This window comes from Bacillus sp. XB1 (genome assembly GCF_053557995.1).
Genome location: NZ_JBNRIL010000002.1, coordinates 891,138 through 917,681 on the forward strand (window position 1 = coordinate 891,138; position 26,544 = coordinate 917,681).

A 26,544-nucleotide genomic window follows, 5' to 3' on the forward strand; every position below is an offset into this window, starting at 1 on the left:
GAGAGGTATGACTAATTTAGCTGTAAAGTACAAACAACAAGCGCAAGAAGAGGTGCAAATTCAAACGCCCCCACAGCAGATGGCTAAGCCGAAGGTTAAAGCGAAAATTACAAGAATCGAAAAACTGTTGTATGTAGCGTTTATTGGCTTTTTATTGTATGCCTGTGTCGCGTTTATTGGAAATAAAGCAGGCCTTTATCAAGTTAATGTAGAAGCAGCGACGATAGAAGAAAAAATTGTACAGCAGCAAAAAGAAAATCAAGAATTACAAGCTGAAGTAGAGAAGTTAAGTCGCTATGAACGAATCGCTGAAGTTGCAAAAAAACACGGGCTAGAAATTAATGCGAATAATGTGAAAGGCCTCAAATAAGGCAATAGGTGTGAAGGAACGATGAAGAAGAATATGACTAAATTTCATACCAATAAGGGAGCAGGTTATTTTATGATATTTTTCCTCCTGCTCTTTTTGCTGTTATTAGCCCGATTTTTTTACATACAATCAACAGGAACAGTTCATAATCAGGATTTAGATGCACTTGCTAAACAAAAGCATAGTAAAAAAGGAGTTCTTGAAGCGAACCGAGGAACCATTTATGATCAAAACGGTCATGTGTTAGCGCAAGACGCAAACTCTTACAAAATGGTAGCTGCACTAAAAGGTGCTAACTCAGTTGAGAATAAAGAAGATACTGCAAAGAAAATTGCAGGAGTACTTGGAAAAGGCGAAGAGGATATTTTAGCGACGTTAAATAAAGATAAAAGTCAAGTGGAATTTGGGAAGATAGGTAAGGGCTTGACGAAAGAAAAGAAAGAACAAATAGAAGCATTGAAATTGCCAGGGGTTTCTTTTATTACCGAAAATGCGAGAGTTTATCCAAATGGTGATTTCGCATCTTATGTTATAGGGCATGCGAAACCGAATGAAGATGGAATTGCAGTAGGTCAATTTGGATTAGAAAAAAGTTTGGATAAATATTTAGGAGCTTCAAATGGAGAGGTAGCTTATACAGGCGATCGTAGGGGGGTATCTCTTGACGGTGGGAAAGTGAATGTGAAGGCACCTAAAAATGGAGATAATGTATATTTGACAATGGATCAACGTATTCAAAGTTATTTAGAAGACGCGATGAAATCGGCGAGTCAACATTATGAGCCGGAAAGTTTAATTGGAATTGTGGCGGATCCGAAAACGGGGAAAATATTAGCAATGTCTAGTAAACCTAGTTATGATCCGAACATAGAGAATAATAAATACTTTTATAATGACGCAATTGCCAATGCATTTGAACCTGGATCAACAATGAAAATTTTCACGTTAGCGGCAGCTATTAATGAAGGTGTGTACAAAGGCCAAGATTATTATCAGTCCGGGACATATCAAGTCGGAAATAGGAAAATAAAAGATCATAACGGTGGTGCTGGTTGGGGCTCTATCACGTTTGATGAAGGGGTAGAGCGTTCTTCAAACGTAGCGTTTGCAATTTTAGGAGATCAAAAACTTGGTCCAGAACGTTTTCGAAAATATATTCATAGTTTTGGATTAGATGAAAAAACGAACATTGATTTATCAGGTGAAGGATCGAATACAATTTTATTTGATCAGCAAATACAACAAGTGACAACAGCTTTTGGACAAGGTTCCACTGTAACACCAATTCAGCTTGTACAAGCTGCAACGGCCATTGCAAATGATGGGAAAATGATGAAACCTTATGCAATTGATAAAATTGTAGATCCGATAACAGACAAAGTAAAATTAGAACATAAGCCAGAAGAAGTAGGAAAACCTGTTACAAAGGAAACAGCAGCGCAAGTAAGACAATTATTAGAACGTGTTGTTACATCTCCGAAAGGTACAGGGACAGCTTATAAAATTGATGGATATTCAGTTGGTGGTAAAACAGGTACAGCGCAAATTCCGGATGGAAAAGGCGGCTATATGACAGGGAGACAGAATTATATATTCTCATTCTTAGGTATGGCACCAATGGACGATCCACAACTTGTTGTGTATGTAGCTGTTAAACAGCCTAAATTAAAAGATGATGAGAACGGTGCACAACCGTTAGCTGATATTTTTAAATATGTAACAAAAAATAGTTTAGAGTATTTAAAGATTAAGCCAAATGAAGTTAAAGATCCGAAAAAACATCTGAAAGAACAACAAACTACTGTTCCGGATGTAAATGGTAAAACGATGGCTGAAGCGGGGAAAGCGATTGATAAAGCAAAACTTCGTCCAATCGTGCTAGGTGAAGGGAAAGTACAGCAACAAGTACCAAAAGCGACTGAACAAACATTAAAAGGCGACCGAGTCTTCTTGGTAGGAGATAAGCCTACAATGCCAAATATACAAGGATGGGCACTGCGTGATGTTATGAATTTAGCGAAGACATTACAGCTTAACTTGAAACCTTCTGGTACAGGATACGTAACAGAACAAAGTGTGGCGGAAGGAACATTATTACAACCTGGTACAGAATTAGGTGTCACACTCGTACCGCCACTCGAACCACAGCAAGAAGCAGAAAAGCCGTAATGGTAAAAGAGAATAAGTTCTAATTAAATAAGTACAAGCATATATTGGAACAAGCTAGGCGTAAGGGAGGCTTGTTCCAATATGCGTGTATCAAATGTAACAGTTAGAAAACGACTTATTTTTATACTTATATCAGGTATACTTATTTTCACGATTATCGATATTCGTCTTGGATATGTGCAATTTTTTCTTGGGAATATGTTAACGGATCGTGCGAAAGATTCATGGAGTCGTAATATTACTTTCGAACCCGAGCGTGGGAAAATTTTAGACCGAAATGGTGTGGAACTTGCCACGAATAAAAGTGCTCCAACTGTCTTTGTTGTACCGAGGCAAATTGAAAAACCAGCGGAGACTGCAGAGAAGTTAGCTGCAGTATTAGGTGTGGAAAAAGATGAGATTTATAAAAGGATTACAAAAAAAGAATCGATTGTAAGGTTAGATAAAGGCGGAAGGAAAATATCACATGACAAAGCGAAAGAAGTACGAGGATTAAGTCTGAAGGGCGTGTATATCGCAGAGGATTCTATCCGGTACTATCCGTTTGGAAACTTTTTATCACATGTATTAGGTTTTGCAGGTAGCGATAACCAAGGTCTTATGGGACTAGAAAAATATTATGATAAAGAGCTAAATGGGGACAAAGGTCATGTGCGTTTTTTTGCAGATGCGAAAGGACAAAGGATGCCTAATGTTGGTGATGATTTCAAAAAGCCAGAAGCCGGTTTAAATTTAGGATTAACAATCGATGCGCGTATTACAAGGATTATGGAAAGAGAAATGAATATTGCGGAGTCAACTTATAATCCTGACGGTATGATTGCGATTGCAATGAACCCTAAAAATGGTGAAGTTTTAGGGATGTCTAGTCGACCGAGTTTTGACCCAGCGGATTTTCAAAGTGTCTCTCCAGAAGTGTATAACAGAAATCTACCTGTATGGAGTACGTATGAGCCTGGTTCAACATTTAAGATCATTACATTAGCTGCAGCATTGAATGAAAATTTAGTAGACTTAGAGAAGGATACGTTTTATGATGATGGAGCAGCTGAAGTAGGTGGAGCTAGATTGAAATGCTGGAAAGCAGGAGGTCATGGCAGTCAAACGTTTTTAGAAGTCGTTCAAAACTCATGTAACCCGGGATTTATTGAACTTGGTGATCGCCTTGGTAAAGACCGATTATTTAAATACATTCGTAATTTTGGTTTTGGGCAGAAGACTGGAATTGACTTGCAAGGTGAAGGCAGTGGGATTTTATTTAATTTAGATAAAGTTGGTCCAGTAGAGCAAGCAACAACTTCATTCGGCCAAGGAGTTTCTGTTACGCCGATTCAACAAGTAGCAGCTGTAGCGGCGGCTGTAAATGGTGGAACATTGTATCAGCCGTATATAGCTAAGGAGTTTATTGATCCGAAAAATAATCAAGTTGTTAGTAAAAAGACACCTGTTGAGAAAAGAAAAGTTATTTCCAAGGAAACTTCAGAAAAAGTTCGTTATGCATTAGAGAATGTTGTAGCGAAAGGTTCTGGTAAAGGTGCTTATATTGATGGATATCGCGTAGGTGGAAAAACGGGTACTGCTCAAAAGGTGAAGGATGGTAAATATTTAGAGAATAATTATATAGTATCTTTTATCGGATTTGCTCCAGCGGATGATCCAGAGATTGTTGTGTATGTAGCTGTTGATAATCCAAAAGGGGTTACACAGTTTGGTGGAGTGGTAGCAGCTCCGATTGTCGGGAATATCCTTCGAGATGCGCTTCCTGTTATGGGAGTGAAACCGAGAAAAGAACAAGTTGAGAAAGAATATAAATGGGGCGATACACCAACTGTGGAAGTTCCGAATTTAATTGGAATGAAAAAGAAAGACTTACAAACACAACTCGTCGATTTGAAGCTTGATATAAGTGGAGATGGAGAGAAAGTAATTAAACAATCACCAGAAGCGGGAGCTAAAGTAAAAGAAGGCTCAAAAATTAGAATTTACTTCGGGAATTAAAGGTAACATAGTACGTTTTATGGTACAATTGGTGGAAGTGAGTTCTTTATAGAACAGTTACTTAATTTGAGACAGTAAGTGTCTCATTCATAAATAGGTCAGTAGCACTTACCTCCTTATATAGGAGGTAATGTGTTGCTTACTGAAAAAAGATAAATAAACAATGTAGAGAGGGTTTAGTGAAATGAAGTTGCATACACTTGTATCATGTTTGCATGATTTTCCAGTTGTTCCAAAAGAAAATCCAGAAATCACATCTATAGAAGCTGATTCACGTAAAGTGAAAGAGGGAAGCTTATTTGTATGTATGAAAGGATATACGGTTGATAGCCATGATTTTGCTAAGCAAGCAGCGGCACAAGGAGCGGCTGCTATTGTTGCGGAAAGACCAATTGATGTTGACGTTCCAGTTGTACTTGTGAAAAATACTTTTCGTTCGTTAGCGGTTTTAGCTGATTATTTTTATGGTCAACCGACACACAAGTTACATTTAATCGGAATTACAGGTACAAATGGAAAGACAACAACATCGCATATTATGGATGAGATTATGCGAGCACATGGTCATAAAACAGGGCTAATTGGAACGATTAATATGAAAATCGGTGATGAAACATTTGAGGTGAAAAATACAACACCAGATGCACTAACACTTCAACAGACGTTTTCAAAAATGGTTGAACAAGGTGTGGACAGCACGGTAATGGAAGTTTCGTCACATGCGTTAGATCTTGGTCGTGTACACGGATGTGATTACGATGTAGCGGTGTTTACGAATTTAACACAAGATCATTTAGACTATCATAAAACGATGGAAGAATATAAACATGCAAAAGGGTTACTATTTGCACAGCTTGGCAATAGTTATAACCATAATCGTGAAAAGTACGCTGTGCTGAATAGCGATGATAATGTAACAGAAGAGTATATGAGAAGTACTGCAGCAACAGTTGTAACATATGGTATTGATACAACAAGTGACATTATGGCAAAAAATATCGTTATGACGAGTGGCGGGACTACATTTACGCTTGTCACACCATATGAAAGTGTAAATGTTACGATGAAATTAATAGGTAAATTTAATGTATATAACGTACTTGCAGCAACAGCAGCAGGACTTGTTTCGGGTGTGAAATTAGAAACAATCATTGCTGTTATAAAAGAACTAGCTGGGGTTCCAGGGCGTTTTGAAGTTGTTGATGGAGGACAAAATTATACAGTTATTGTTGATTACGCACATACGCCGGATAGTTTAGAAAATGTATTAAAAACTGCAAAACAATTTGCAAAAGGTGATGTGTATTGTATCGTTGGTTGTGGCGGCGATAGGGACCGAACGAAGAGACCGATAATGGCAAGTGTTGCAACAAAATATGCAACTCATGCAATTTACACATCAGATAATCCAAGAAGTGAAGATCCAGCGGCTATTTTAGATGATATGGTACATGGTGCAAGTGGGAAAAATTATGAAGTGATTATTGATAGAAAAGAAGCGATACACCATGCAATCACTAAAGCGAAAGCAGATGATATCATTATTATTGCTGGTAAGGGTCATGAAACGTATCAAATTATTGGTAAAGAAGTTCATCATTTTGATGATCGTGAAGTTGCTAAAGAAGCAATTAAAGGGCGTTTAAGCAACGAAGAGTAACAACGTGAGAGGAGGACTACATGTGCTTGAGCAAGGTTTATTAGTAACGGCTGGGGTAGCATTCTTAATTTCTGTTGCCCTTTCGCCATTGTTTATTCCATTTTTAAGAAAATTAAAGTTCGGACAGAGTATTCGTGATGAGGGACCAAAGTCACATCAAAAAAAATCAGGGACACCGACAATGGGTGGTATCGTCATATACGTATCTATGATGGTAACTTCACTTATTATGGCGATTAAGTTTAATTATTTAGGTGCAGAGGTTTCGTTATTACTATTAGTGACGTTTGGTTACGGCTTGATTGGATTTTTAGATGACTACATAAAGGTGGTTAAGAAGAGAAATCTTGGTTTAACATCAAAACAAAAATTAGTAGGTCAGCTTGTTATTGCTATTGCATTCTTTTTAATTGGAAAAGGGCAAGCGTTCCACACATACATCATGATTCCGGGAACGGATGTTAAGTTTGAATTAGGTTGGGCGTATTTCGTACTTGTACTATTTATGCTTATTGGTGGATCAAATGCAGTTAACTTAACTGACGGTTTAGATGGTTTATTATCAGGAACAGCTGCTATTGCATTTGGAGCATTTAGTATTATTGCTGTGGCACAAGAGCAATTTGGAGTGGCGATATTCTGTATGGCAGTTGTAGGAGCTGTACTTGGATTTTTAGTATTCAATGCGAATCCAGCAAAAGTGTTTATGGGAGATACAGGTTCATTAGCTTTAGGTGGAGCCATTGCAGCTGTAGCGATTTTATTAAAACAAGAATTGCTACTTGTAATTATCGGCGGAGTATTCGTAATGGAAACTTTATCGGTTATCATTCAGGTCATTTCATTTAAAACAACAGGAAAACGTGTCTTTAAAATGAGTCCATTACACCATCATTATGAATTATGTGGTTGGTCAGAGTGGCGTGTTGTTGTGACGTTTTGGTCTGCAGGATTTTTATTAGCTGTGTTAGGAATTTATATCGGGGTGTGGATGTAATTGAAAACTGTAACTGAATTTCAAAATAAGAATATTCTTGTATTAGGCATTGCAAAAAGTGGTTATGCAGCAGCTACATTGTTACAAAAGTTAGGGGCAAATGTTATTGTAAATGACGGAAAGCCTTTAGCAGAGAATGTACTTGCTGCAGAATTACAAGCAAAAGGAATGGACGTTGTATGCGGTGGTCATCCTTTAGAATTATTAGAGAGAAATATTTCTCTTGTAGTAAAAAATCCAGGAATCCCGTATTCTAATCCAATATTAGTTGCTGCGAAAGAAAAGCAAATTCCGATTGTTACGGAAGTTGAATTAGCATATCGTATTTCAGAAGCACCATTTGTTGGGATTACGGGGTCTAACGGTAAAACGACGACGACAATGCTGACATTTGAAATGCTAAAAGAAGGACAAAAGCATCCTGTAATTGCAGGGAACATTGGCACTGTAGCATGTGAAGTAGCACAGGATGCAAAAGAAAATGAAGTTGTAGTTACAGAACTTTCATCATTTCAATTGATGGGAGTAGAATTGTTCCAACCTAAAATTGCTGCGTTTTTAAATTTATTTGAGGCCCACTTAGATTATCATGGGACGAAGAAAGAATATGGTTTAGCGAAAGCAAATATTTTTAAAAACCAAACAGAAAATGATTATAGTGTAATAAATGCGGATGATGCAGATGTGATGGCTTTGTCTGCGTATTCTAAAGGTCAAAAAATCCTGTTTTCGACAACGAAAGAAATTGAAGATGGCGCGTGTATAAAAGATAACGCTCTTTATTTCAAAGGTGAAAAAGTTGTTGAAGTAAGCGATATCGTTTTACCTGGTCAACATAATTTAGAAAATATTTTAGCTGCGATGAGTATTGCGAAATTATTAGGTACTTCTAATGAAGCAATTACGGTCGTGTTAAAACGTTTTACGGGTGTAAAACATCGTTTAGAATATGTAACAACGATTAACAACCGTAAGTTTTATAATGATTCAAAAGCAACGAATATGTTAGCGACTGAGAAAGCACTATCTGCGTTTACACAACCGATTGTGTTACTAGCAGGTGGGCTTGATCGCGGAAATGAATTCGATGATTTAATTCCGTATTTCAAAAATGTAAAAGCGATTGTAACATTTGGACAAACAGCTCCTAAACTAGTAAGAGCGGCAGAAAAAGCGGGATTAGATATAATTGAAAGTGTCGATACTTTAGATGAAGCAGTGGTGAAAGCTTATGCTCATTCTCAAGATGGCGATGTCGTTCTTCTTTCTCCAGCGTGTGCAAGCTGGGATCAATTTAAAACATTTGAAGAAAGAGGAGACATTTTTATACAAGCTGTGCATAAACTTATATAAAGTAAATCAAAACATCAGTAGGCTAACACCTACTGATGTTTTGTTACATAGGGCAAAAGTTTCTGCCTAAAGAGGTGGTGTTTGTGGGTAATGAAGAAAACGCCTGATTTTATTCTCATCATCGTAACACTTTCATTGTTGACAATCGGAATGATTATGGTTTATAGTGCGAGTGCAGTTTGGGCCTCTTATAAAATGGGGGACTCATTCTTTTTTGCAAAAAGACAATTACTGTTTGCGGGTCTTGGTGTAGTAGCTATGTTTTTTATTATGAAAATTGATTATTGGGTGTGGCGTACGTATTCAAAAGTGATTTTGCTAGTTTGCTTCATTCTTCTTATTCTCGTTCTTATTCCTGGAGTAGGTCTTGTTCGAGGAGGAGCACGAAGTTGGATTGGAATCGGAGCATTTTCGATTCAACCGTCAGAATTTATGAAGTTTGCGATGATTATTTTCTTGGCAAAGTTTTTAGCAGAACGGCAAAAATTGATTACATCTTTTAAACGTGGTTTATTACCGGCCCTTAGTTTTGTGTTTCTTGCTTTTGGGATGATTATGTTACAGCCAGACCTTGGGACAGGAACGGTAATGGTTGGGACATGTATCATTATGATATTCATTTCGGGAGCGAGGGTCTTTCACTTTGCAATGTTTGGTTTGATTGGTGTAGCAGGATTTGTAGGGTTAATTGCATCAGCACCGTATCGAATGAAACGCATTACATCATATTTAGATCCGTGGTCAGATCCGCTCGGGAGTGGATTTCAAATTATCCAATCATTACTTGCAATTGGACCTGGTGGATTATTTGGGCTTGGACTTGGACAAAGTAGACAAAAATTTCTTTATTTACCTGAACCACAAACTGACTTTATATTTGCGATCTTATCCGAGGAATTAGGTTTTATTGGTGGTTCATTTGTGTTATTATTATTTAGTCTATTATTATGGCGCGGGATTCGTATCGCATTAGGAGCGCCAGATTTATATGGTACGTTTTTAGCAGTAGGTATTGTGGCGATGATTGCGATTCAAGTAATGATTAATGTTGGTGTTGTAACAGGACTGATGCCTGTTACGGGTATTACCTTGCCGTTTTTAAGTTATGGTGGATCAAGTTTGACTTTAATGTTAATGGCAGTAGGTGTATTATTAAATATAAGTCGCCATTCTCGCTACTAAACCCTGTTTATAAGACAGGGTTTTTCGTATGTGTGTAAAAATGCAATATGTATATAGAAATAAGTATAATGGAAATAAGAAAAGAGAAGCGGAGGAGTTAGTAGTGCGTGTATTAGTGAGTGGTGGGGGTACTGGTGGTCATATTTATCCAGCTCTTGCTTTAATTAGAGAAATAAAAAAGTTAAATCCAGAAGCGAGATTTTTATATATTGGTACGGAAAATGGACTAGAGAGTACAATCGTTCCAAAAGCAGGTATACCATTTCAATCTATTGTTATAAGTGGATTTAAACGAAAAATATCATTAGATAATGTGAAAACAGTAATGCGTTTTCTAAAAGGTGTACAGGATAGTAAACGATACATTCGTCGTTTTAATCCGGATATCGTAATTGGAACGGGTGGATATGTATGTGGACCAGTTGTATACGCTGCAGCCAAATTAGGTATTCCAACTATTGTACATGAACAAAATAGTGTACCAGGTGTAACGAACAAGTTTTTAAGCCGTTATGTTGATAAAGTTGCTGTTTGTTTTGAAGCAGCTATAGAGCATTTTCCAGAGTCAAAAGTGGTAATGACAGGTAATCCACGAGCATCAGAGGTAATGGATCAAAATGGAATGAAGGGGAAACGTTCAGTTGGGCTTTCTCTTCCTAAAAAGTCTGTACTTATATTTGGTGGAAGTCGTGGGGCTAGACCGATTAACGATGCCTTCGTTGAAGCAATTGAACAGTTTGGGAACAAAAGCTACGAAATACTATATGTAACGGGTGAAGTACATTATGATAAAGTGATGGAAGCCGTGAAGCAAAAAGGGAACCCAAGCAATGTTATTATTAAGCCGTTCATTCATAATATGCCAGAGGTACTAACTGGTGTAGACCTTGTTGTTTCAAGGGCTGGGGCAACAACACTTGCAGAATTAACAGCGTTAGGAAAACCAAGTGTGTTAATACCGAGTCCGTATGTAACAAATAATCATCAGGAAAAGAATGCACGTTCAGTTGTTGATAAAGGAGCGGCAAAAATGTTACTTGAAAAAGATTTAACAGCTGAAACGTTTATTCGTGATATTGATGAGATTTTATTGAATGCACAAACATTACAAAATATGAAGCTAGCGGCTAAGCAACTAGGTATTCCAGATGCAGCAAATAAGCTGTATGAAGTAATGAATAAGCTTGTAAAAAAATAAAGTGAGGCTTTAATTAGTGGGGAGTGATTCTCTCTCGTTGATTATTATCTTTCACTAATCGGATGTTTACTGACATCCTGATTCCGCCTAATTTCTTTGTTATCGCCGAATTTTGATTTAGGAGCTGTACTGCCCGTAAATAGCGGGATAACGTTAGATGAACGCCCTGCATATTATTGTCATAAGGAGACTTAATATGGGGGAGATTGTCTATGGAACAATTAGTAAATGAGCTTATAGAAGCAGACGTTGGTCGTGTTTTAGTTAACGAGCCGTTAGCACGTTATACAACTATGAAAATAGGTGGACCAGCGGATATTTTAATTGTGCCAAAGCATGTAGCCGGTATTGAAAAAACATTACAGTTAGTAAAGCAATACAAAACGAAGTGGACTGTAATTGGTCGCGGTTCAAACCTTCTTGTATCTGATCAAGGCATAGAAGGTGTTGTTATTCGTTTAGGAGAAGGATTAGATCACTTAGAGGTCGAAAAACATAAGGTAAGAGTTGGTAGTGGATATCCTCTTATTAAATTGTCAACTTTACTTAGTCGTCAAGGGTTAGCTGGATTGGAGTTTGCGAGCGGTATTCCAGGAAGTGTCGGTGGTGCAGTATATATGAATGCAGGTGCACATAAATCGGATATATCGAGTGTATTATCGAAGGCTCTCATTCTGTTTGAAGACGGTACAATTGCCTGGTTAACGAATAAAGAACTGGAGTTTTCTTATCGGTCATCTGTATTGCAAACGAAACGTCCTGGTATTGTTTTAGAGGCGGAGTTTCAATTACAGGCGGGAAAACGTGAAGAAATTGTACGTAGCATGCAAAATAATAAAGACTACCGCCGTGAAACGCAACCATGGAATCATCCGTGTGCAGGAAGTATATTTCGGAATCCAATCCCACATTTTGCAGGAGATTTAGTAGAAAAAGCAGGGCTTCGTGGTTATAGGATTGGTGGAGCTCAAATTTCTGAAATGCATGGCAATTTTATTGTTAATACCGGGGGAGCTTCAGCGCAAGATGTATTGTCTTTAATTGAATTAATAAAACATACAATTAAGGATAAATTTGATGTAGATATGCACACAGAAGTAGAAATCATTGGAAGATAACGGTTATTCGTTCCGCTCATTATCATTTATGTTATAATAAGAAGATAAGAACGGCATGAGGAACATGCCGTTCTTTATGTTACATAGGGGGATCGTACATGAATAATAGTAAAGTGATTAAACTACAAGATCGTGTACCAAAATTGAAAAATCAAAAGAAAAAAAACAAAAAAAATGTTAATCATCGATTGATTTTATACATATCAATTTTATTTTTATTAGTGCTCTTTTTAATTTATTTTCGGTCTCCGCTTAGTAATATAAAAAAGATTAGTGTGTTTGGAAATCACTATATGACGGATGAGCAAGTAATGAAGGATTCAGGCGTGACATATGATACAAGTTATTTCCGAGTGACAGCACATAAAGCTGAAGAAAACTTAACGAAGCGAAAAGAAATTAAAGCAGTAAATGTAAAAAAACGTTTTCCAAACAAGATTGATATTCATATCGAAGAATATTTAACGATTGGTTATATAAATAAAGAGGGAAAATTACAACCGTTATTAGAAAATGGAAAAACGCTTGATGTACTACCTAATGGAAAACTTCCTGTTGCAGCACCGATTTTCGAACCTTTTAAAGAAGAGAAAATGAAGGAGTTAATCGCTGAACTAGAAAAATTAACACCAGCTATTTTAAAATCTATTTCGGAGATTCGCTATTCACCAACGAATGCGAATGAAGATCATCTTACTTTATATATGAATGAAGGTTATGAAGTGAGCACTACGATTCAAAATTTCGCAAAACGTATGGAAGCCTATCCACTTATTTTAAAAACAATTGAGCCAGGTAAGAAGGTATTAATTGACTTAGAAGTAGGTGCATATACGAAAGAATTAGGTGCGGAAGAAAAAAAAGAATAGAATGGTAGTTTTCGTTGCTCATAGCAGAAAAAACGAAACGAATGTTCTATTATATGTATACGAATTTAGAAGAATGGTTCATTTGATGAAAAATATGTAAAAATTCTTAGATTCATACTAGTATTGGTACAAGTTTCACTTTTCTATGAGTACATCTTAGTGTAGACTTATACTTGGCGGTAAACTTTACACTCGAAATAGAATTATTTCAAGATAAGCAGTTATTCATAGTTTACTGCGATATTCTTAATTGAATGCTAAATAAAAATAAGAAAAATATAGGGTTAAAAAAGGGAAACGTATAAAGACGTTGAATATTTTTCTTATAAATAGTAAAGTTGCGATTGTTGTTCCATATATTGAGTTGTATGGTATAAATAAAGAAGGAGGTGCCAAAGAATGAACAGCAATGAAATATATGTTAGTCTTGACATCGGTACATCCAATGTTAAAGTCATCATTGGTGAAATGGTTAATGACAGCTTAAACATTATTGGTGTTGGAAATGTAAAATCAAATGGTTTAAAGAAGGGATCGATAGTTGATATAGACGAGACTGTTCGATCAATTAAAAAAGCAATTGAACAAGCTGAGCGCATGGTGGGAATCCACATTGAGCAAGTTGTAGTAGGTGTCAATGCAAACCAGGTACAGCTACTTCCTTGTCACGGAGTAGTCGCTGTTTCAAATGAAGATCGTGAAATCGGGAATGAAGATGTCTTACGCGTTCTAGATGCAGCACAAGTTGTGTCAATTGCTCCAGAACGTGAGTTTATTGATGTGGTACCTCGACAGTTCATCGTAGACGGTCTTGACGAGATTAACGATCCACGCGGGATGATCGGTGTAAGATTAGAAATGGAAGGTACACTTATTACAGGCTCGAGAACTTTACTACATAACCTACTTCGTTGTGTAGAAAAAGCAGGTCTTGAAATTGTTGATATTTGTCTTCAACCTTTAGCGGCTGCAACAGTTGCTATATCTTCAGATGAAAAAAATAGAGGAGTAGCCCTTGTTGATATGGGGGGAGGATCTACAACTCTATCTATTTTTAAAGATGGAGAGTTACAAGCGACGAGCGTATTACCATTAGGTGGAGACCATATAACGAAAGATATTGCGATTGGGTTGAAAACTTCAACAGAAAATGCAGATCAAATTAAGTTGAAATATGGACATGCTTTTTATGATACAGCATCTGAAGAAGAGATGTTTACGGTTCCTATTATGGGAAGTGATCAAACAGAACAATATTCTCAGTTGGAATTATCGGATATAATAGAGGCTCGTGTAGAGGAAATTTTAATGTTTGTTCAAGATGAAGTGCGTAAGTTAGGAGTAAAGCAAGTGGCTTCTGGTTATGTACTAACTGGCGGAATTGCTTCTATGCCAGGTGTTCTTGATCTTGCATATGATATTTTACATGAAAATGTTCGTGTAGCAACTCCTGATTATATTGGTGTGCGTGAGCCCCAATATACAAGTGGAGTTGGATTAATTAAACATTCTTATCAAAAAGCTAAATTACGTGGGAAAAATGTGCAGGAAAAGCAAGAGCATTTTGAACCAGCACCAGCACCAGCACCAACGCCGGTACAACAGCAACCCGCGAAACAAAAAACTCGTAATCAAAACAATAATAATCAAAATGATGACCGCATGATGTCAAAAGTAAAACGTGTATTCCGTTATTTATGGGATTAAAATTGGACACGAAAAATGAGGTTCTAGGGGGATTTCGACATGTTAGAGTTTGATACTACTCAAGATCAATTAGCGAATATAAAAGTTATCGGTGTCGGCGGTGGCGGAAACAATGCTGTAAACCGTATGATTGAACACGGTGTACAAGGTGTAGACTTTATCGCTGTGAACACTGATGCACAAGCATTAAATCTATCAAAAGCTGAAACAAAAATGCAAATTGGTGGAAAATTAACGCGTGGACTTGGTGCAGGCGCAAACCCTGAAGTAGGGAAAAAAGCTGCAGAAGAAAGTAAAGAACAGATCCAAGAAGCACTTCGTGGTGCGGATATGGTCTTCGTAACTGCCGGTATGGGCGGTGGAACTGGAACTGGTGCAGCTCCAGTTGTTGCTCAAGTTGCAAAAGAATTAGGTGCTTTAACAGTTGGTGTTGTAACACGTCCATTTACTTTTGAAGGACGTAAGCGTGCGACGCAAGCAGCATCTGGTATTGCAGCATTTAAAGAAAATGTAGATACTCTTATTGTAATTCCAAACGATCGCTTATTAGAGATTGTTGATAAAAATACGCCAATGTTAGAAGCATTCCGTGAAGCTGATAACGTATTACGTCAAGGTGTTCAAGGTATTTCGGATTTAATTGCAACGCCAGGTTTAATTAACTTAGACTTTGCAGACGTAAAGACAATTATGTCTAATAGAGGTTCTGCTTTAATGGGTATTGGTTCTGGTAACGGGGAAAATCGTGCTGCAGAAGCTGCGAAAAAAGCGATTTCTAGTCCATTACTAGAAACATCTATTGATGGAGCTCAAGGTGTTATCATGAACATTACGGGTGGCGCTAACTTAAGCTTATATGAAGTACAAGAAGCGGCAGATATCGTAGCTTCAGCTTCAGATCCAGAAGTAAATATGATCTTCGGTTCTGTTATTAACGAAGGATTAAAAGATGATATCGTTGTAACTGTAATTGCAACTGGTTTTGATGATAGCATTGCAACTCAACCACCAAAACCAATTATTCGTCCGAATGCGAACCACACGCAACAACAGCAACAACCAGTAGCTCAACCTTCAAAACAACGTGAAGTAAAACGTGAAATGAAGCGTGAAGAGCCAGTTGTACATGAGCGTCATTCAGATTCAGATGATATCGATATTCCAGCATTTTTACGTAACCGTCGTAGACGATAAAAAAAGGAGCTTTCATGCTCCTTTTTTGTTTTTTAAATGGAAAAGACCTGCTAAGCAGGTCTTTTTTTTTTATTTGGTATATTTTGTTGGTGAAAATAAGAGTATATCATTCTATGAATTTGTACTTTTATTTTTTACCGACAGATTATGTCTAGAAATCACAAAATAACAAAAAAACACCTCCGCAAATTGACACACTTTCCTATTGGATATGCATTATACTAGTCTCAACTTGAAAAAAGAGGTGAATTGTTTGGTTGTTTACGCCGACGTTGTTTGGTTGTTAAACGCCTGCATTGATTTTCTTTTGCTTTTATTAACAGCTACCGTGTTAAAAAAGAAAATCAAAAAATGGAGGCTTGTGTTAGGGGCATTTATAGGTTCAACTATTGTTATTTTTGCCTTTACTCCTTTTGCTTCTATGATGACACATCCAATTATGAAACTACTGTACTCGTTACTTATTGTGTATACAGCATTTGGGTTTACAACATTTAGAAATTATGCACAAACTGTTTTTACTTTTTACTTTGTAACCTTTATGGTTGGCGGAGGATTAATTGGAACTCATTTCTTTTTGCAAACGAATGAAATGGTAAATGGATTGGTTCAATCTCAGTCAATTTCTTACGGTGATCCAATTAGTTGGTTATTTGTTATTTTTGGTTTTCCAGTAATTTATTATTTTTCTAAAAAGCGTATTGAAAGCGTAGAGGTCACGAAAATACACTATGATCAAATTGTGAAAGTAAAAATTCAATTAGCAGAAGAAGAACTAGAACTGGCAGGTCTTATTGACAGTGGGAACCAACTTTATGACCCATTAACAAAAACACCCGTTATGATTATGCATGTTTCATCATTAGAACATTGCTTACCATCTTGGTTAACAGAACAAATTTATTCCAAAACAGAAATTCCTCAAATACCAGAAAATGATTCTGGTTGGGCGACAAAATTACGCTTAATTCCTTTCCGTGCAGTAGGAGTAGAGAGTCAATTTTTGTGGGCAATTAAGCCTGACAGTGTGCAAGTTGACCATGAAGGTAGTTCTATTGTTGTAAACAAAGTATTAATTGGATTAAATACACAACAGCTTTCTACTAATGGGGAGTATCAATGTATTGTGCATCCAAAAATGTTGATTTCGCAAAAAATGGTAATCGCTTAATAATGAGAGGCGGGATAATATGATGAAATTAAAATTTTATTTAGTATACCTTTGGTATAAAGTATTGCTGAAATTAGGAATTAAGACCGATGAAATTTATTATATTGGTGGAAGTGAAGCGTTGCCACCACCGTTAACAAAAGAAGAAGAGGAAGTTCTTTTGAATAAATTGCCAAAAGGAGATCAGGCAGCAAGGTCATTACTTATTGAACGTAACTTAAGGCTCGTTGTATATATAGCAAGAAAGTTTGAAAATACAGGGATAAATATTGAAGATTTGATTAGTATAGGAACAATCGGCCTTATTAAAGCGGTAAATACATTTAATCCAGAAAAGAAAATAAAATTAGCAACATATGCATCGCGTTGTATAGAAAATGAAATTTTAATGCATTTACGTCGAAATAACAAAAATCGTTCGGAAGTTTCTTTTGATGAACCACTAAACATTGATTGGGATGGGAATGAACTGTTATTGTCTGACGTGTTAGGTACAGATGATGATATTATTACAAAAGATTTAGAAGCTACTGTAGATCGTCACCTTTTAATGAAAGCATTACACCAATTAAATGATCGTGAAAAACAAATTATGGAACTTCGGTTTGGGCTTGCTGGAGGAGAGGAAAAGACGCAAAAAGATGTGGCTGATATGCTTGGGATTTCACAGTCATACATTTCGCGTTTAGAAAAAAGAATTATAAAAAGATTACGAAAAGAATTTAATAAAATGGTGTAAAGAATAAGACCAGCCGTTATGTAGGCTGGTCTTATTCTATTTAGTTGTATTAGGAAAGATAATTTAAATAACAAATCGTGAAAAAACCACATGCATAAAATCCCCTTCAAAGGAAATACTTTACACTGTACAGCAACTCCCGATAGGAGGGAACACTTTGACGAGAAACAAAGTAGAAATTTGCGGTGTTGATACAGCTAAACTTCCAGTATTAAAAAATGAAGAGATGCGTAAATTATTTCGTGAAATGCAAAGTGGAGAGATAAGCGCAAGAGAAAAATTAGTGAATGGAAACTTACGTCTTGTACTGAGCGTCATCCAAAGATTTAATAACAGAGGAGAATATGTTGACGATTTATTTCAAGTTGGTTGCATCGGACTTATGAAATCAATTGATAATTTTGATTTAGGCCAAAATGTAAAATTTTCAACGTATGCTGTGCCGATGATTATTGGGGAAATACGCAGATATTTGCGTGATAATAATCCGATTCGCGTATCGCGCTCATTGCGAGATATTGCGTATAAAGCTTTGCAAGTAAGAGAAAAGTTGATTGCAGAAAATTCAAAAGAACCAACAGCAATGGATATTGCAAAAGTGCTAGAAGTAACTCATGAAGAGATAGTATTTGCTTTAGATGCAATTCAAGATCCAGTTTCATTATTTGAACCGATTTATAATGATGGGGGAGATCCTATCTTTGTTATGGATCAGTTAAGTGATGAAAAACAAAAGGACGAGCAGTGGGTTGAAGAATTAGCATTGAAAGAAGGAATGAAGCGTTTAAATGATAGAGAGAAAATGATTATTAGAAAACGTTTCTTCCAAGGAAAGACACAGATGGAAGTTGCAGAAGAAATTGGGATTTCCCAAGCGCAAGTATCACGTTTAGAGAAGTCAGCCATTAAACAAATGAATAAAACGATTCAAGGATAAGGTCTCACCAATTATGGTGAGACCTTTTTATATGTAATATGGTTTGTGCTCATAGTAGGGGATTTGTGTTCATATAATGAAACTAGCATGGTGTTTCGTGTAGGTGGCTTCCTGTAAATATGAGAAACAGTTTCCAATTTGTCATATAAGGGAGAGGATAAAAATGGTGATACGAATTTCAGAGTTACAGATGAAGGATGTTATAAATATTTCAGATGGAAAAAGGATTGGGAATATTGGAGATATTGAAATTGATATGAACACAGGGAAAATTTGTTCTGTTATTATTTCCAAACAGACACGTATGCTAGGTATTTTTGGAAAAGATGTTGAGATTGTAATTCCTTGGAAGGAAATTGTGAAAATTGGGGAAGATGTCATACTTGTAAGAGTAAATCCTGTTAATTCTGTAACAGAATCAATACAAACACCGACAATTTCATAAAGAATATTACAAATTCCTCTTTTTTTTCTGTTAGGATTATGAAAAAATAAAAGTATGGTAAAATAGACAGGAAGTACCATGCTTTTTTCTGTTATTTTAATTAAAAGGAGCCGCTTTATTATGAGAGAACCATTTAAATATGTGGACGGTATACTGTATTTACAAGCGTGGAAAGAACTTGGAAACATTACTGCTGGATTTACGACAAAAGATGGTGGGATAAGTACGGGCTCCTTTCATGCGATGAATTTAGGATTACATGTGAATGATATCGTGGAGAACGTTCATGAAAACAGACGCATTTTAGCAAATAAGTTACAAAAACCATTAGAAAATTGGATTTGCTCTGAACAAGTTCATGCTCATCATGTTGAAAAAGTAGGGCAACAGGAAAAGGGAAGTGGTGTCTATTCATATGAGGACGGCATTTCAAAAACAGATGGCATTTATACGAGTAATGAAGATGTTCTGTTAACGTCTTGTTACGCGGATTGTGTTCCGCTCTATTTTTATGCACCATCACATGGTATGATAGGACTTGCGCATGCTGGATGGAAAGGCACTGTACAAGAGATTGCAAAGGAAATGATTCAAAAGTGGAATGCAGAAGGTATTTCAAGTGATGAAATTCATGTTGCAATTGGGCCGTCGATCGGATCTTGTTGTTATGTTGTGGATGATCGTGTATTAACAGCAGCACAGGAAGTAGTTAGGGGTGCTGTTCCTCATCAAAAAATTTCTGACGGGCAGTACGCAATTAATTTAAAAGAAATTAATCGTATATTATGTGTACAAGCAGGCATAAAAGAAGAGCATATTGTAATGTCATCTCTTTGTACAAGCTGTGAAGAGCAACTATTTTTCTCTCATCGTCGTGATCAAGGTAAGACAGGAAGAATGTTGAGTTTCATAGGTTTTAAGGAGGAAGAAAGCAAGTGACAGTACAAGAAAATTTAGAAATTGTAAACGAAGCTATTAAAGAATCTTGCGCTCGAGCTGGACGTTCGTTGCAAAATATTAAACTTGTTGCAGTTACAAAAACTGTAGGGATTGAAAAAACAAACGAAGTAATTGAAGCTGGAGTTATCGATTTAGGTGAAAATAGAAATGAAGGTTTCTTACAGAAATACGAGCATTTCGGTTCAAAAGTTAATTGGCACTTTATTGGCTCATTACAAACGAGAAAAGTAAAAGAAATCATTAATGAAATTGATTATTTACATTCGTTAGATCGTCTTTCACTGGCGAAAGAAATTCAGAAACGTGCTGATAAGAAAGTGAAATGCTTTATTCAAGTGAAAACCTCATCTGAAGAATCGAAGCAAGGATTGGCAATAGAAGAGGTTGTTTCTTTTATTCAAAGTTTGCAAGAATTCGATAAAATTGAAGTGGTTGGACTAATGACGATGGCTCCATTTACAGAAGAAGAGGAAGAAATCAGACGCTGTTTTAAGGAATTACGTATGCTGCAAACAGAGGTGCAGGAGCTAGAGTTATTACATGCGCCATGTAAAGAATTATCAATGGGAATGTCCAACGATTACAAGATTGCAATTGAAGAAGGGGCTACATATATTCGTTTGGGAACGATTTTAGTAGGAAAAGCGTAAAAGGAAGGAGAATCTTATTATGAGTTGGTCAAAAGTAAAATACTTCTTTTTTGATACACCGGAAGAAAAAGAAGCAGCTCAATATGGTTATGAAAAGGAGCAAACAGACATGAAAAAGCAGCAAGATCCACCAGAACAACAAGACGTTACGTTTCCGAAAGCGCAACCGAAGCAAAATGTTGTGAGTATTGAAACAGCAAAACAATCTTCAAAAGTTGTTTTATTAGAACCACGCACATATTCGGAAGCACAAGGGATTGCGGACCACTTAAAAGGTAGACGAGCTGTTGTAATTAATTTGCAGAGAATGTCTACTGATCAAGCGGTACGTATCGTTGACTTTTTAAGTGGTACTGTATACGCTATAGGCGGGGACATTCAAAAAATAGGGCCGAAAACATTTATGTGTACACCTGAAAATGTAGATATTGTTGGTGCGATTTCAGAGTTATTCGGTGAAGAAGAAGAAACAAATATAAAGAGGTGGTAATACGCCATGACAACAGTTTTTATAGTGTTAAGTTATGCTATCGAGATTTACTCGTGGGCACTTATTATTTACATTCTCCTATCATGGTTTCCTGGTGCAAAGGAATCATCTTTTGGAGAGTTCCTGGCACGTATTTGTGAACCGTATTTAGAACCATTCCGCCGCTTTATTCCGCCGCTTGGAATGATTGATATTTCTCCAATCGTTGCGATCTTTGCGTTGAAACTTGCTAAAACTGGTTTGTTCAGTTTATTAAGCTATTTCTTATAGTAAGAAGGTAAATACATGAGCATCTACGAACATTTTAGGCCTGATGAGGAGGTCTTTGTGGATAAAGTGCTAGAGTGGAAGCGAGCGGCGGAGTACCATCAAGTGAAGTTAACGGATTTTCTCGATCCTAGGCAACAACAAATTGTTTCTATGGTAATAGGACAAGGTGATGTTGCTGTGCAATTTGGTGGTGCAACGCCTAATGCAGAGCGTAAAAGAGCACTTATTTATCCAGACTATCTAGAATTAAATGAAGAAGAATTTCAAGTAGAAGTATTAGAAATTGACTATCCTTCCAAGTTTTATACGCTAGAACATAGGCAAATATTAGGTACATTTATGTCTCTTGGTTTAACAAGAGAAAAATGTGGTGATATTTTGCTGCAAGAAAATCGTGCCCAAATTGTAGTTGCGAAAGAAATTGTATCGTATATTGAGATGAACTTACAATCAATAGGGAAAGTAAAAGTCTCTTTAGCGTCAGTGCAAGGAGAACAAATTCTACAGATACATGAAACGTGGGGAGAGAAATCTGGAACGGTTTCTTCACTTCGTTTAGATGTTATGTTAGCTGAAATGTTACATTTATCTAGACAGAAAGTACAACCTTTCATAAAAAATGGTTTAGTAAAAGTCAATTGGAAAACAGTGGAGCAAACTTCTTATGAATGTTATCCAGGAGATGTTTTTTCTGTTAGAGGATATGGCCGAAGTAAATTATTTTCTGTAGAAGGTAGAACAAAACGCGACAAATGGAGAATTTTGTATGGTATACTAAAATGATTGGTTTTTTAGAAGGAAATCCTCCTATTTTGTCGAAGAAAAGATATAATTGAAAGAGGAAATTTAGATAACTACTTGGAGGTGGCGTTGTGCCGTTAACACCATTAGATATTCATAACAAAGAATTTGGTCGCGGATTCCGTGGCTATGATGAAGATCAAGTAAATGAGTTTCTTGATCAAATTATCAAAGATTATGAATTGGTCATTCGTGAGAAAAAAGCTTTAGAAGAAAAAGTTGCGCAGTTAGAAGGGAAGTTAGATCATTTCTCTAATATTGAAGATACGTTAAACAAATCTATCGTTGTTGCACAAGAAGCAGCGGAAGAAGTAAAACGTAATGCGCAAAAAGAAGCGAAATTAATTGTGCGTGAAGCTGAAAAGAATGCTGATCGTATTATTAACGAAGCATTAGTAAAATCAAGAAAAGTTGCTTTTGATATTGAAGAGCTAAAGAAACAAGCGAAAGTATTCCGAACTCGTTTCCGTATGTTATTAGAAACACAGCTTGAGATGTTAAACAACGATGATTGGGATAAACTAATTGAATTAGAAGACGAAGTAGATGAACTGTTGAAAAAAGAAGAAACAGTGTAAGCTTGACGTTTTTCTCATTATTACATATAATTTTAAACAACATATTTATTAAGAAAAACGAAGATAGGGATAAGTACCTTTTCAAACCTTATATAGCGAACTGAGGATGGTGTAAGCTCAGGATAAGGAGATAGTGGGAATATCACCCTGGAGTTCCGCGCTGAACAAATAGAGTAAGCGTAGGCGTGTATTCGCGTTAAGAATATAAAGAGGATTCTATACATATGTATATAATCTACTAGGGTGGTACCGCGGGAGACTTTCTCGTCCCTTTTGGGGATGAGAAGGTCTCTTTTTTATTCCGTTTTTTAAGTATTTCTTTTATACATGTAAGGAGGAATTGAGCATGGAGTACAAAAATACATTACTGATGCCAAAAACAGAGTTCCCAATGCGTGGGAATTTACCAAAACGTGAGCCTGCAATGCAAGAAAAATGGGCTGAAATGAATATTTACGAAAAAGTACAAGAACATACAAAAGGTCGTCCTTTATTTGTATTGCATGATGGACCTCCATATGCGAATGGTGACATTCATATGGGACATGCATTAAATAAAGTATTAAAAGACTTTATTGTTCGTTATAAATCAATGACTGGTTTTAGTGCGCCATATGTTCCGGGATGGGATACGCACGGTTTACCAATTGAACAAGCTTTAACAAATAAAGGTGTAAAACGTAAAGAAATGACAGTTGCTGAGTTCCGTAAGTTATGTGCAGAGTATGCATATGAACAAGTAGAACGTCAACGTGAACAATTTAAGCGTCTAGGTGTACGTGCAGATTGGGATAATCCATATATTACTTTAGAGCCAGCTTATGAAGCACAACAAATTAAAGTGTTTGGTGACATGGCGAAAAAAGGTTATATCTATAAAGGTCAAAAACCAGTTTACTGGTCTCCAACGAGTGAATCTGCTTTAGCGGAAGCTGAAATTGAATATCAAGATAAAAAATCAGCATCTATTTACGTAGCATTCCCTGTAAAAGATGGAAAGAACGTATTAGAAGGTGATGAAAAGTACATCATTTGGACAACAACACCTTGGACATTACCTGCAAACTTAGGTATTTCTGTTCATCCAGAGCTTGAATATAGCATTGTAAAAGTAAATGATGAGAAATATATCATTGCTTCTGAGCTGTTTGAGACAGTTGCAAAAACGTTAGAGTGGGAAAATGCTGAAGTTGTGAAAACAGTAAAAGGTAGCGAACTTGAGTATACAGTTGCAAAACATCCATTCTACGATCGTGATTCATTAGTTATGCTAGGAGATCACGTAACAACAGATGCAGGTACAGGTTGTGTTCATACAGCACCAGGACACGGGGAAGATGACTTCGTTGTTGGTAAAAAGTATGGATTAGAAGTACTTTGCCCAGTCGATGATAAAGGTGTATTAACAAATGAGGCACCTGGATTTGAAGGCTTATTCTATGATAAAGCTAACAAACCAATTACAGAAAAATTAGAAGAAGTAGGCGCGTTACTGAAACTAACATTCATTACACATTCATACCCACATGATTGGAGAACGAAAAAACCAATTATTTTCCGTGCGACAGCACAGTGGTTTGCATCTATTGAAGCATTCCGTAAAGAGTTAATAGAAGCTGTAGCAGAAACAAAATGGGTACCAGCATGGGGAGAAACTCGTCTTCATAATATGGTTCGTGACCGTGGTGACTGGTGTATTTCTCGTCAGCGTGCATGGGGTGTGCCAATTCCGGTATTCTATGCTGAGAATGGTGATCCAATTATTACGGATGAAACAATTAACCATGTAGCAGATTTATTCCGTGAACACGGTTCTAACGTATGGTTCGAGCGTGAAGCAAAAGATCTATTACCAGAAGGATTTACACATCCAGGTAGCCCAAATGGTGAATTCCGTAAAGAAACAGACATCATGGATGTATGGTTCGATTCAGGTTCTTCTCACCAAGCGGTATTAGAAGAGCGCGAAGATTTACAGCGTCCAGCTGATTTATATTTAGAAGGATCTGACCAGTATCGTGGTTGGTTTAACTCTTCATTATCAACAGCAGTTGCTGTAACAGGTAAAGCTCCATATAAAGGCGTACTAAGCCACGGTTTCGTACTAGATGGTGAAGGACGTAAAATGAGTAAGTCGATTGGAAACATCGTCGTACCGAAGAAAATCATGGATCAATTAGGCGGAGACATTTTACGCTTATGGGTATCTTCTGTTGACTATCAATCTGACGTACGTATTTCAGATGATATTTTAAAACAAGTAGCAGAAGTGTATCGTAAAATCCGTAACACATTCCGTTTCTTATTAGGAAACTTAGACGACTTTAAGCCAAGTGAAAATGCAGTAGCTGTAGCTGAACTTCGTGAAGTAGATCGTTACATGTTAGTAAAATTAAATGACTTAATTACAAAAGTTAAAGAAGCATATGAGACATACGATTTCGCTGCTGTGTATCATGCAATTCATAACTTCTGTACAATTGATTTAAGTTCATTCTACTTAGACTTTGCAAAAGACATCTTATACATTGAAGGTGCAAACCACGAAGATCGTCGTGCAATTCAAACTGTATTATATGATGTTCTTGTTGCGTTAACGAAACTTGTAACACCAATCTTACCGCACACAGCTGATGAAGTATGGCCATATATTCCAGGCGTAACAGAAGAAAGTGTACAATTAACTGATATGCCAGAAGCTGTACAATTAGATGACGCGGAAGCGTTAAAAACAAAATGGGATGCATTTATGACATTACGTGATGACGTGTTAAAAGCACTAGAAGTAGCTCGTAATGAAAAAGTAATCGGTAAGTCATTAAATGCAAGCATTACGCTATATCCAACTGCAGAAATGAAAGCTATGTTAGAGTCTATTAGCGAAGACTTAAAGCAATTATTCATCGTTTCTGAGTATAAACTTGGTGGTATGATGGATGAAGCGCCAGCAGATGCACCGAAGTATGAACATACAGCGGTTGTTGTTGTTCAAGCAACTGGTGAAACATGTGAACGTTGTTGGGTAGTTTCAGAAACAATTGGTAAAGATGCTGAACATGAAACATTATGTGAGCGTTGTGCAACAGTTGTTAAAGAAAACTATGTAAAATAATAAAAAACTGACTGCTATTGATGCGGTCAGTTTTTTTGTTGATGGTATATCAAGATCACTTTCAGACTCTTTCCTGTGAAGGAAAAATGTGTGTGAGGTAAGCAAATAAATTTCGGACACACTAACTGTACATTACAGCTAGGAGGAATGTACACGTGAATGAAATTTACATGGAAATAAAAGAAGAATTGCAATTGATGAGAAAAGAGTTGCAAGAGAGACTAGCTAAAGAAGTAATGCACAAATATGATGTCGAGTTCAGCCAAGAGCTTGGATATGAAATTAAGGAAGAGATAAAGAAAAAATTGCTATTACATGATATAAAAGAGGATTTAAAGGATGTAGAACGCGCATTATTTAAAATGGAAATAGACATGTATGGTATTTGTGAAGAGACGGGGAGATTAATTTCGACAAAGCAAATGAAGACAATGCCGACTGCCCGTACGATTCATGAATTCTTCTACGAAAAGGTAAATGTATGAATACGCACAACGATATTATATTACCTTTTTTTAATTTATTTTATTCTTCTATAAAGGTTCATTGTGAAAAGGTAGCAGCTATGCTAAAATT

Annotated in this window: 24 protein-coding genes and 1 other annotated feature; all 24 genes read left to right on the plus strand. The window is 36.6% G+C overall.

All coding sequences use genetic code 11. The annotated features are described in order from the left end of the window. Positions 1-7 precede the first annotated feature (7 nt). Entirely contained in the window at positions 8-370 is a 363-nt protein-coding gene (ftsL, locus tag ACK1U5_RS20045; protein ID WP_000182804.1) for a cell division protein FtsL, read from the plus strand. 21 nt (positions 371-391) lie between these two features. Then, positions 392-2,539, plus strand: coding sequence for a penicillin-binding protein (locus ACK1U5_RS20050; protein ID WP_000739961.1), 2,148 nt, complete (start codon positions 392-394; stop codon positions 2,537-2,539). 81 nt (positions 2,540-2,620) lie between these two features. Beyond that, on the plus strand, positions 2,621-4,537 hold the full coding sequence (locus ACK1U5_RS20055; RefSeq protein ID WP_001266237.1) for a stage V sporulation protein D: 1,917 nt from the start codon (positions 2,621-2,623) through the stop codon (positions 4,535-4,537). 184 nt (positions 4,538-4,721) lie between these two features. Next, positions 4,722-6,197: a UDP-N-acetylmuramoyl-L-alanyl-D-glutamate--2,6-diaminopimelate ligase gene (murE, locus tag ACK1U5_RS20060; protein ID WP_000766316.1), complete on the plus strand. Its 1,476-nt coding sequence runs from the start codon at positions 4,722-4,724 to the stop codon at positions 6,195-6,197. Positions 6,198-6,219: 22 nt separating this feature from the next. Continuing rightward, positions 6,220-7,194, plus strand: a complete 975-nt coding sequence (gene mraY / locus ACK1U5_RS20065; protein ID WP_000893060.1) for a phospho-N-acetylmuramoyl-pentapeptide-transferase — start codon at positions 6,220-6,222, stop codon at positions 7,192-7,194. Beyond that, positions 7,195-8,547 (plus strand): UDP-N-acetylmuramoyl-L-alanine--D-glutamate ligase, encoded by a 1,353-nt coding sequence (gene murD / locus ACK1U5_RS20070; RefSeq protein ID WP_069605181.1) that lies wholly within the window; start codon positions 7,195-7,197, stop codon positions 8,545-8,547. 90 nt (positions 8,548-8,637) lie between these two features. Further along, a complete protein-coding gene (gene spoVE / locus ACK1U5_RS20075) occupies positions 8,638-9,729 on the plus strand; it encodes a stage V sporulation protein E (protein ID WP_000753520.1) in 1,092 nt (363 codons plus the stop codon). Between the two features lie 103 nt (positions 9,730-9,832). Then, the gene (gene murG / locus ACK1U5_RS20080) at positions 9,833-10,927 is read left to right on the plus strand and encodes an undecaprenyldiphospho-muramoylpentapeptide beta-N-acetylglucosaminyltransferase (RefSeq protein WP_069605182.1); all 1,095 of its coding nucleotides are present in this window, start codon (positions 9,833-9,835) and stop codon (positions 10,925-10,927) included. A 212-nt stretch (positions 10,928-11,139) separates the two neighbouring features. Continuing rightward, complete coding sequence (gene murB, locus ACK1U5_RS20085) at positions 11,140-12,045, plus strand: UDP-N-acetylmuramate dehydrogenase (protein WP_000437021.1); 906 nt, start codon at positions 11,140-11,142, stop codon at positions 12,043-12,045. A gap of 98 nt (positions 12,046-12,143) precedes the next feature. Then, the gene (gene divIB, locus ACK1U5_RS20090; protein WP_001065789.1) at positions 12,144-12,914 is read left to right on the plus strand and encodes a cell division protein DivIB; all 771 of its coding nucleotides are present in this window, start codon (positions 12,144-12,146) and stop codon (positions 12,912-12,914) included. 399 nt (positions 12,915-13,313) lie between these two features. After that, positions 13,314-14,621 carry a cell division protein FtsA gene (ftsA, locus tag ACK1U5_RS20095; protein ID WP_113710617.1) on the plus strand — a complete coding sequence of 436 codons (1,308 nt, stop codon included), beginning with the start codon at positions 13,314-13,316 and terminating at the stop codon, positions 14,619-14,621. Between the two features lie 39 nt (positions 14,622-14,660). After that, the gene (ftsZ, locus tag ACK1U5_RS20100) at positions 14,661-15,815 is read left to right on the plus strand and encodes a cell division protein FtsZ (protein WP_000888984.1); all 1,155 of its coding nucleotides are present in this window, start codon (positions 14,661-14,663) and stop codon (positions 15,813-15,815) included. A 253-nt stretch (positions 15,816-16,068) separates the two neighbouring features. Next, positions 16,069-16,986: a sigma-E processing peptidase SpoIIGA gene (gene spoIIGA / locus ACK1U5_RS20105; protein WP_000261970.1), complete on the plus strand. Its 918-nt coding sequence runs from the start codon at positions 16,069-16,071 to the stop codon at positions 16,984-16,986. 19 nt (positions 16,987-17,005) lie between these two features. Beyond that, entirely contained in the window at positions 17,006-17,725 is a 720-nt protein-coding gene (gene sigE, locus ACK1U5_RS20110; RefSeq protein ID WP_000976948.1) for an RNA polymerase sporulation sigma factor SigE, read from the plus strand. Positions 17,726-17,882: 157 nt separating this feature from the next. Further along, on the plus strand, positions 17,883-18,662 hold the full coding sequence (gene sigG / locus ACK1U5_RS20115) for an RNA polymerase sporulation sigma factor SigG (RefSeq protein ID WP_000197755.1): 780 nt from the start codon (positions 17,883-17,885) through the stop codon (positions 18,660-18,662). Between the two features lie 163 nt (positions 18,663-18,825). After that, complete coding sequence (locus ACK1U5_RS20120; protein WP_000236745.1) at positions 18,826-19,107, plus strand: YlmC/YmxH family sporulation protein; 282 nt, start codon at positions 18,826-18,828, stop codon at positions 19,105-19,107. A gap of 120 nt (positions 19,108-19,227) precedes the next feature. Beyond that, entirely contained in the window at positions 19,228-20,046 is an 819-nt protein-coding gene (gene pgeF, locus ACK1U5_RS20125; protein WP_001209006.1) for a peptidoglycan editing factor PgeF, read from the plus strand. Then, a complete protein-coding gene (locus tag ACK1U5_RS20130) occupies positions 20,043-20,717 on the plus strand; it encodes a YggS family pyridoxal phosphate-dependent enzyme (protein WP_069605180.1) in 675 nt (224 codons plus the stop codon). The genes pgeF and ACK1U5_RS20130 overlap by 4 nt, the downstream gene beginning before the upstream one ends. 19 nt (positions 20,718-20,736) lie before the next feature. Continuing rightward, positions 20,737-21,207: a cell division protein SepF gene (locus tag ACK1U5_RS20135; RefSeq protein ID WP_000119129.1), complete on the plus strand. Its 471-nt coding sequence runs from the start codon at positions 20,737-20,739 to the stop codon at positions 21,205-21,207. 6 nt (positions 21,208-21,213) lie between these two features. Next, positions 21,214-21,477: a YggT family protein gene (locus ACK1U5_RS20140; protein ID WP_000214233.1), complete on the plus strand. Its 264-nt coding sequence runs from the start codon at positions 21,214-21,216 to the stop codon at positions 21,475-21,477. 15 nt (positions 21,478-21,492) lie between these two features. Further along, positions 21,493-22,260, plus strand: coding sequence for a YlmH family RNA-binding protein (locus ACK1U5_RS20145; RefSeq protein WP_002098127.1), 768 nt, complete (start codon positions 21,493-21,495; stop codon positions 22,258-22,260). A gap of 89 nt (positions 22,261-22,349) precedes the next feature. Continuing rightward, positions 22,350-22,856 carry a septum site-determining protein DivIVA gene (gene divIVA, locus ACK1U5_RS20150; RefSeq protein WP_001131611.1) on the plus strand — a complete coding sequence of 169 codons (507 nt, stop codon included), beginning with the start codon at positions 22,350-22,352 and terminating at the stop codon, positions 22,854-22,856. A gap of 51 nt (positions 22,857-22,907) precedes the next feature. Then, positions 22,908-23,131, plus strand: a binding site (T-box leader). Positions 23,132-23,202: 71 nt separating this feature from the next. Further along, a complete protein-coding gene (ileS2, locus tag ACK1U5_RS20155; protein WP_000455952.1) occupies positions 23,203-25,968 on the plus strand; it encodes an isoleucine--tRNA ligase in 2,766 nt (921 codons plus the stop codon). Between the two features lie 155 nt (positions 25,969-26,123). Further along, on the plus strand, positions 26,124-26,453 hold the full coding sequence (locus tag ACK1U5_RS20160; RefSeq protein WP_001002956.1) for a molecular chaperone DnaK: 330 nt from the start codon (positions 26,124-26,126) through the stop codon (positions 26,451-26,453). Positions 26,454-26,544 lie beyond the last annotated feature (91 nt).

Bases quoted from the DNA above. Each gene is read 5' to 3' on its own strand.
- ACK1U5_RS20145 (WP_002098127.1), top strand. From the start codon at position 21,493: ATGAGCATCTACGAACATTTTAGGCCTGATGAGGAGGTCTTTGTGGAT.
- ACK1U5_RS20120 (WP_000236745.1), top strand. From the start codon at position 18,826: ATGGTGATACGAATTTCAGAGTTACAGATGAAGGATGTTATAAATATT.
- ACK1U5_RS20135 (WP_000119129.1), top strand. From the start codon at position 20,737: ATGAGTTGGTCAAAAGTAAAATACTTCTTTTTTGATACACCGGAAGAA.
- murE (WP_000766316.1), top strand. From the start codon at position 4,722: ATGAAGTTGCATACACTTGTATCATGTTTGCATGATTTTCCAGTTGTT.
- ACK1U5_RS20050 (WP_000739961.1), top strand. From the start codon at position 392: ATGAAGAAGAATATGACTAAATTTCATACCAATAAGGGAGCAGGTTAT.
- pgeF (WP_001209006.1), top strand. From the start codon at position 19,228: ATGAGAGAACCATTTAAATATGTGGACGGTATACTGTATTTACAAGCG.
- ACK1U5_RS20140 (WP_000214233.1), top strand. From the start codon at position 21,214: ATGACAACAGTTTTTATAGTGTTAAGTTATGCTATCGAGATTTACTCG.
- ftsA (WP_113710617.1), top strand. From the start codon at position 13,314: ATGAACAGCAATGAAATATATGTTAGTCTTGACATCGGTACATCCAAT.
- sigE (WP_000976948.1), top strand. From the start codon at position 17,006: ATGATGAAATTAAAATTTTATTTAGTATACCTTTGGTATAAAGTATTG.
- murB (WP_000437021.1), top strand. From the start codon at position 11,140: ATGGAACAATTAGTAAATGAGCTTATAGAAGCAGACGTTGGTCGTGTT.
- ileS2 (WP_000455952.1), top strand. From the start codon at position 23,203: ATGGAGTACAAAAATACATTACTGATGCCAAAAACAGAGTTCCCAATG.
- ftsL (WP_000182804.1), top strand. From the start codon at position 8: ATGACTAATTTAGCTGTAAAGTACAAACAACAAGCGCAAGAAGAGGTG.
- spoVE (WP_000753520.1), top strand. From the start codon at position 8,638: ATGAAGAAAACGCCTGATTTTATTCTCATCATCGTAACACTTTCATTG.
- ftsZ (WP_000888984.1), top strand. From the start codon at position 14,661: ATGTTAGAGTTTGATACTACTCAAGATCAATTAGCGAATATAAAAGTT.
- ACK1U5_RS20055 (WP_001266237.1), top strand. From the start codon at position 2,621: ATGCGTGTATCAAATGTAACAGTTAGAAAACGACTTATTTTTATACTT.
- divIB (WP_001065789.1), top strand. From the start codon at position 12,144: ATGAATAATAGTAAAGTGATTAAACTACAAGATCGTGTACCAAAATTG.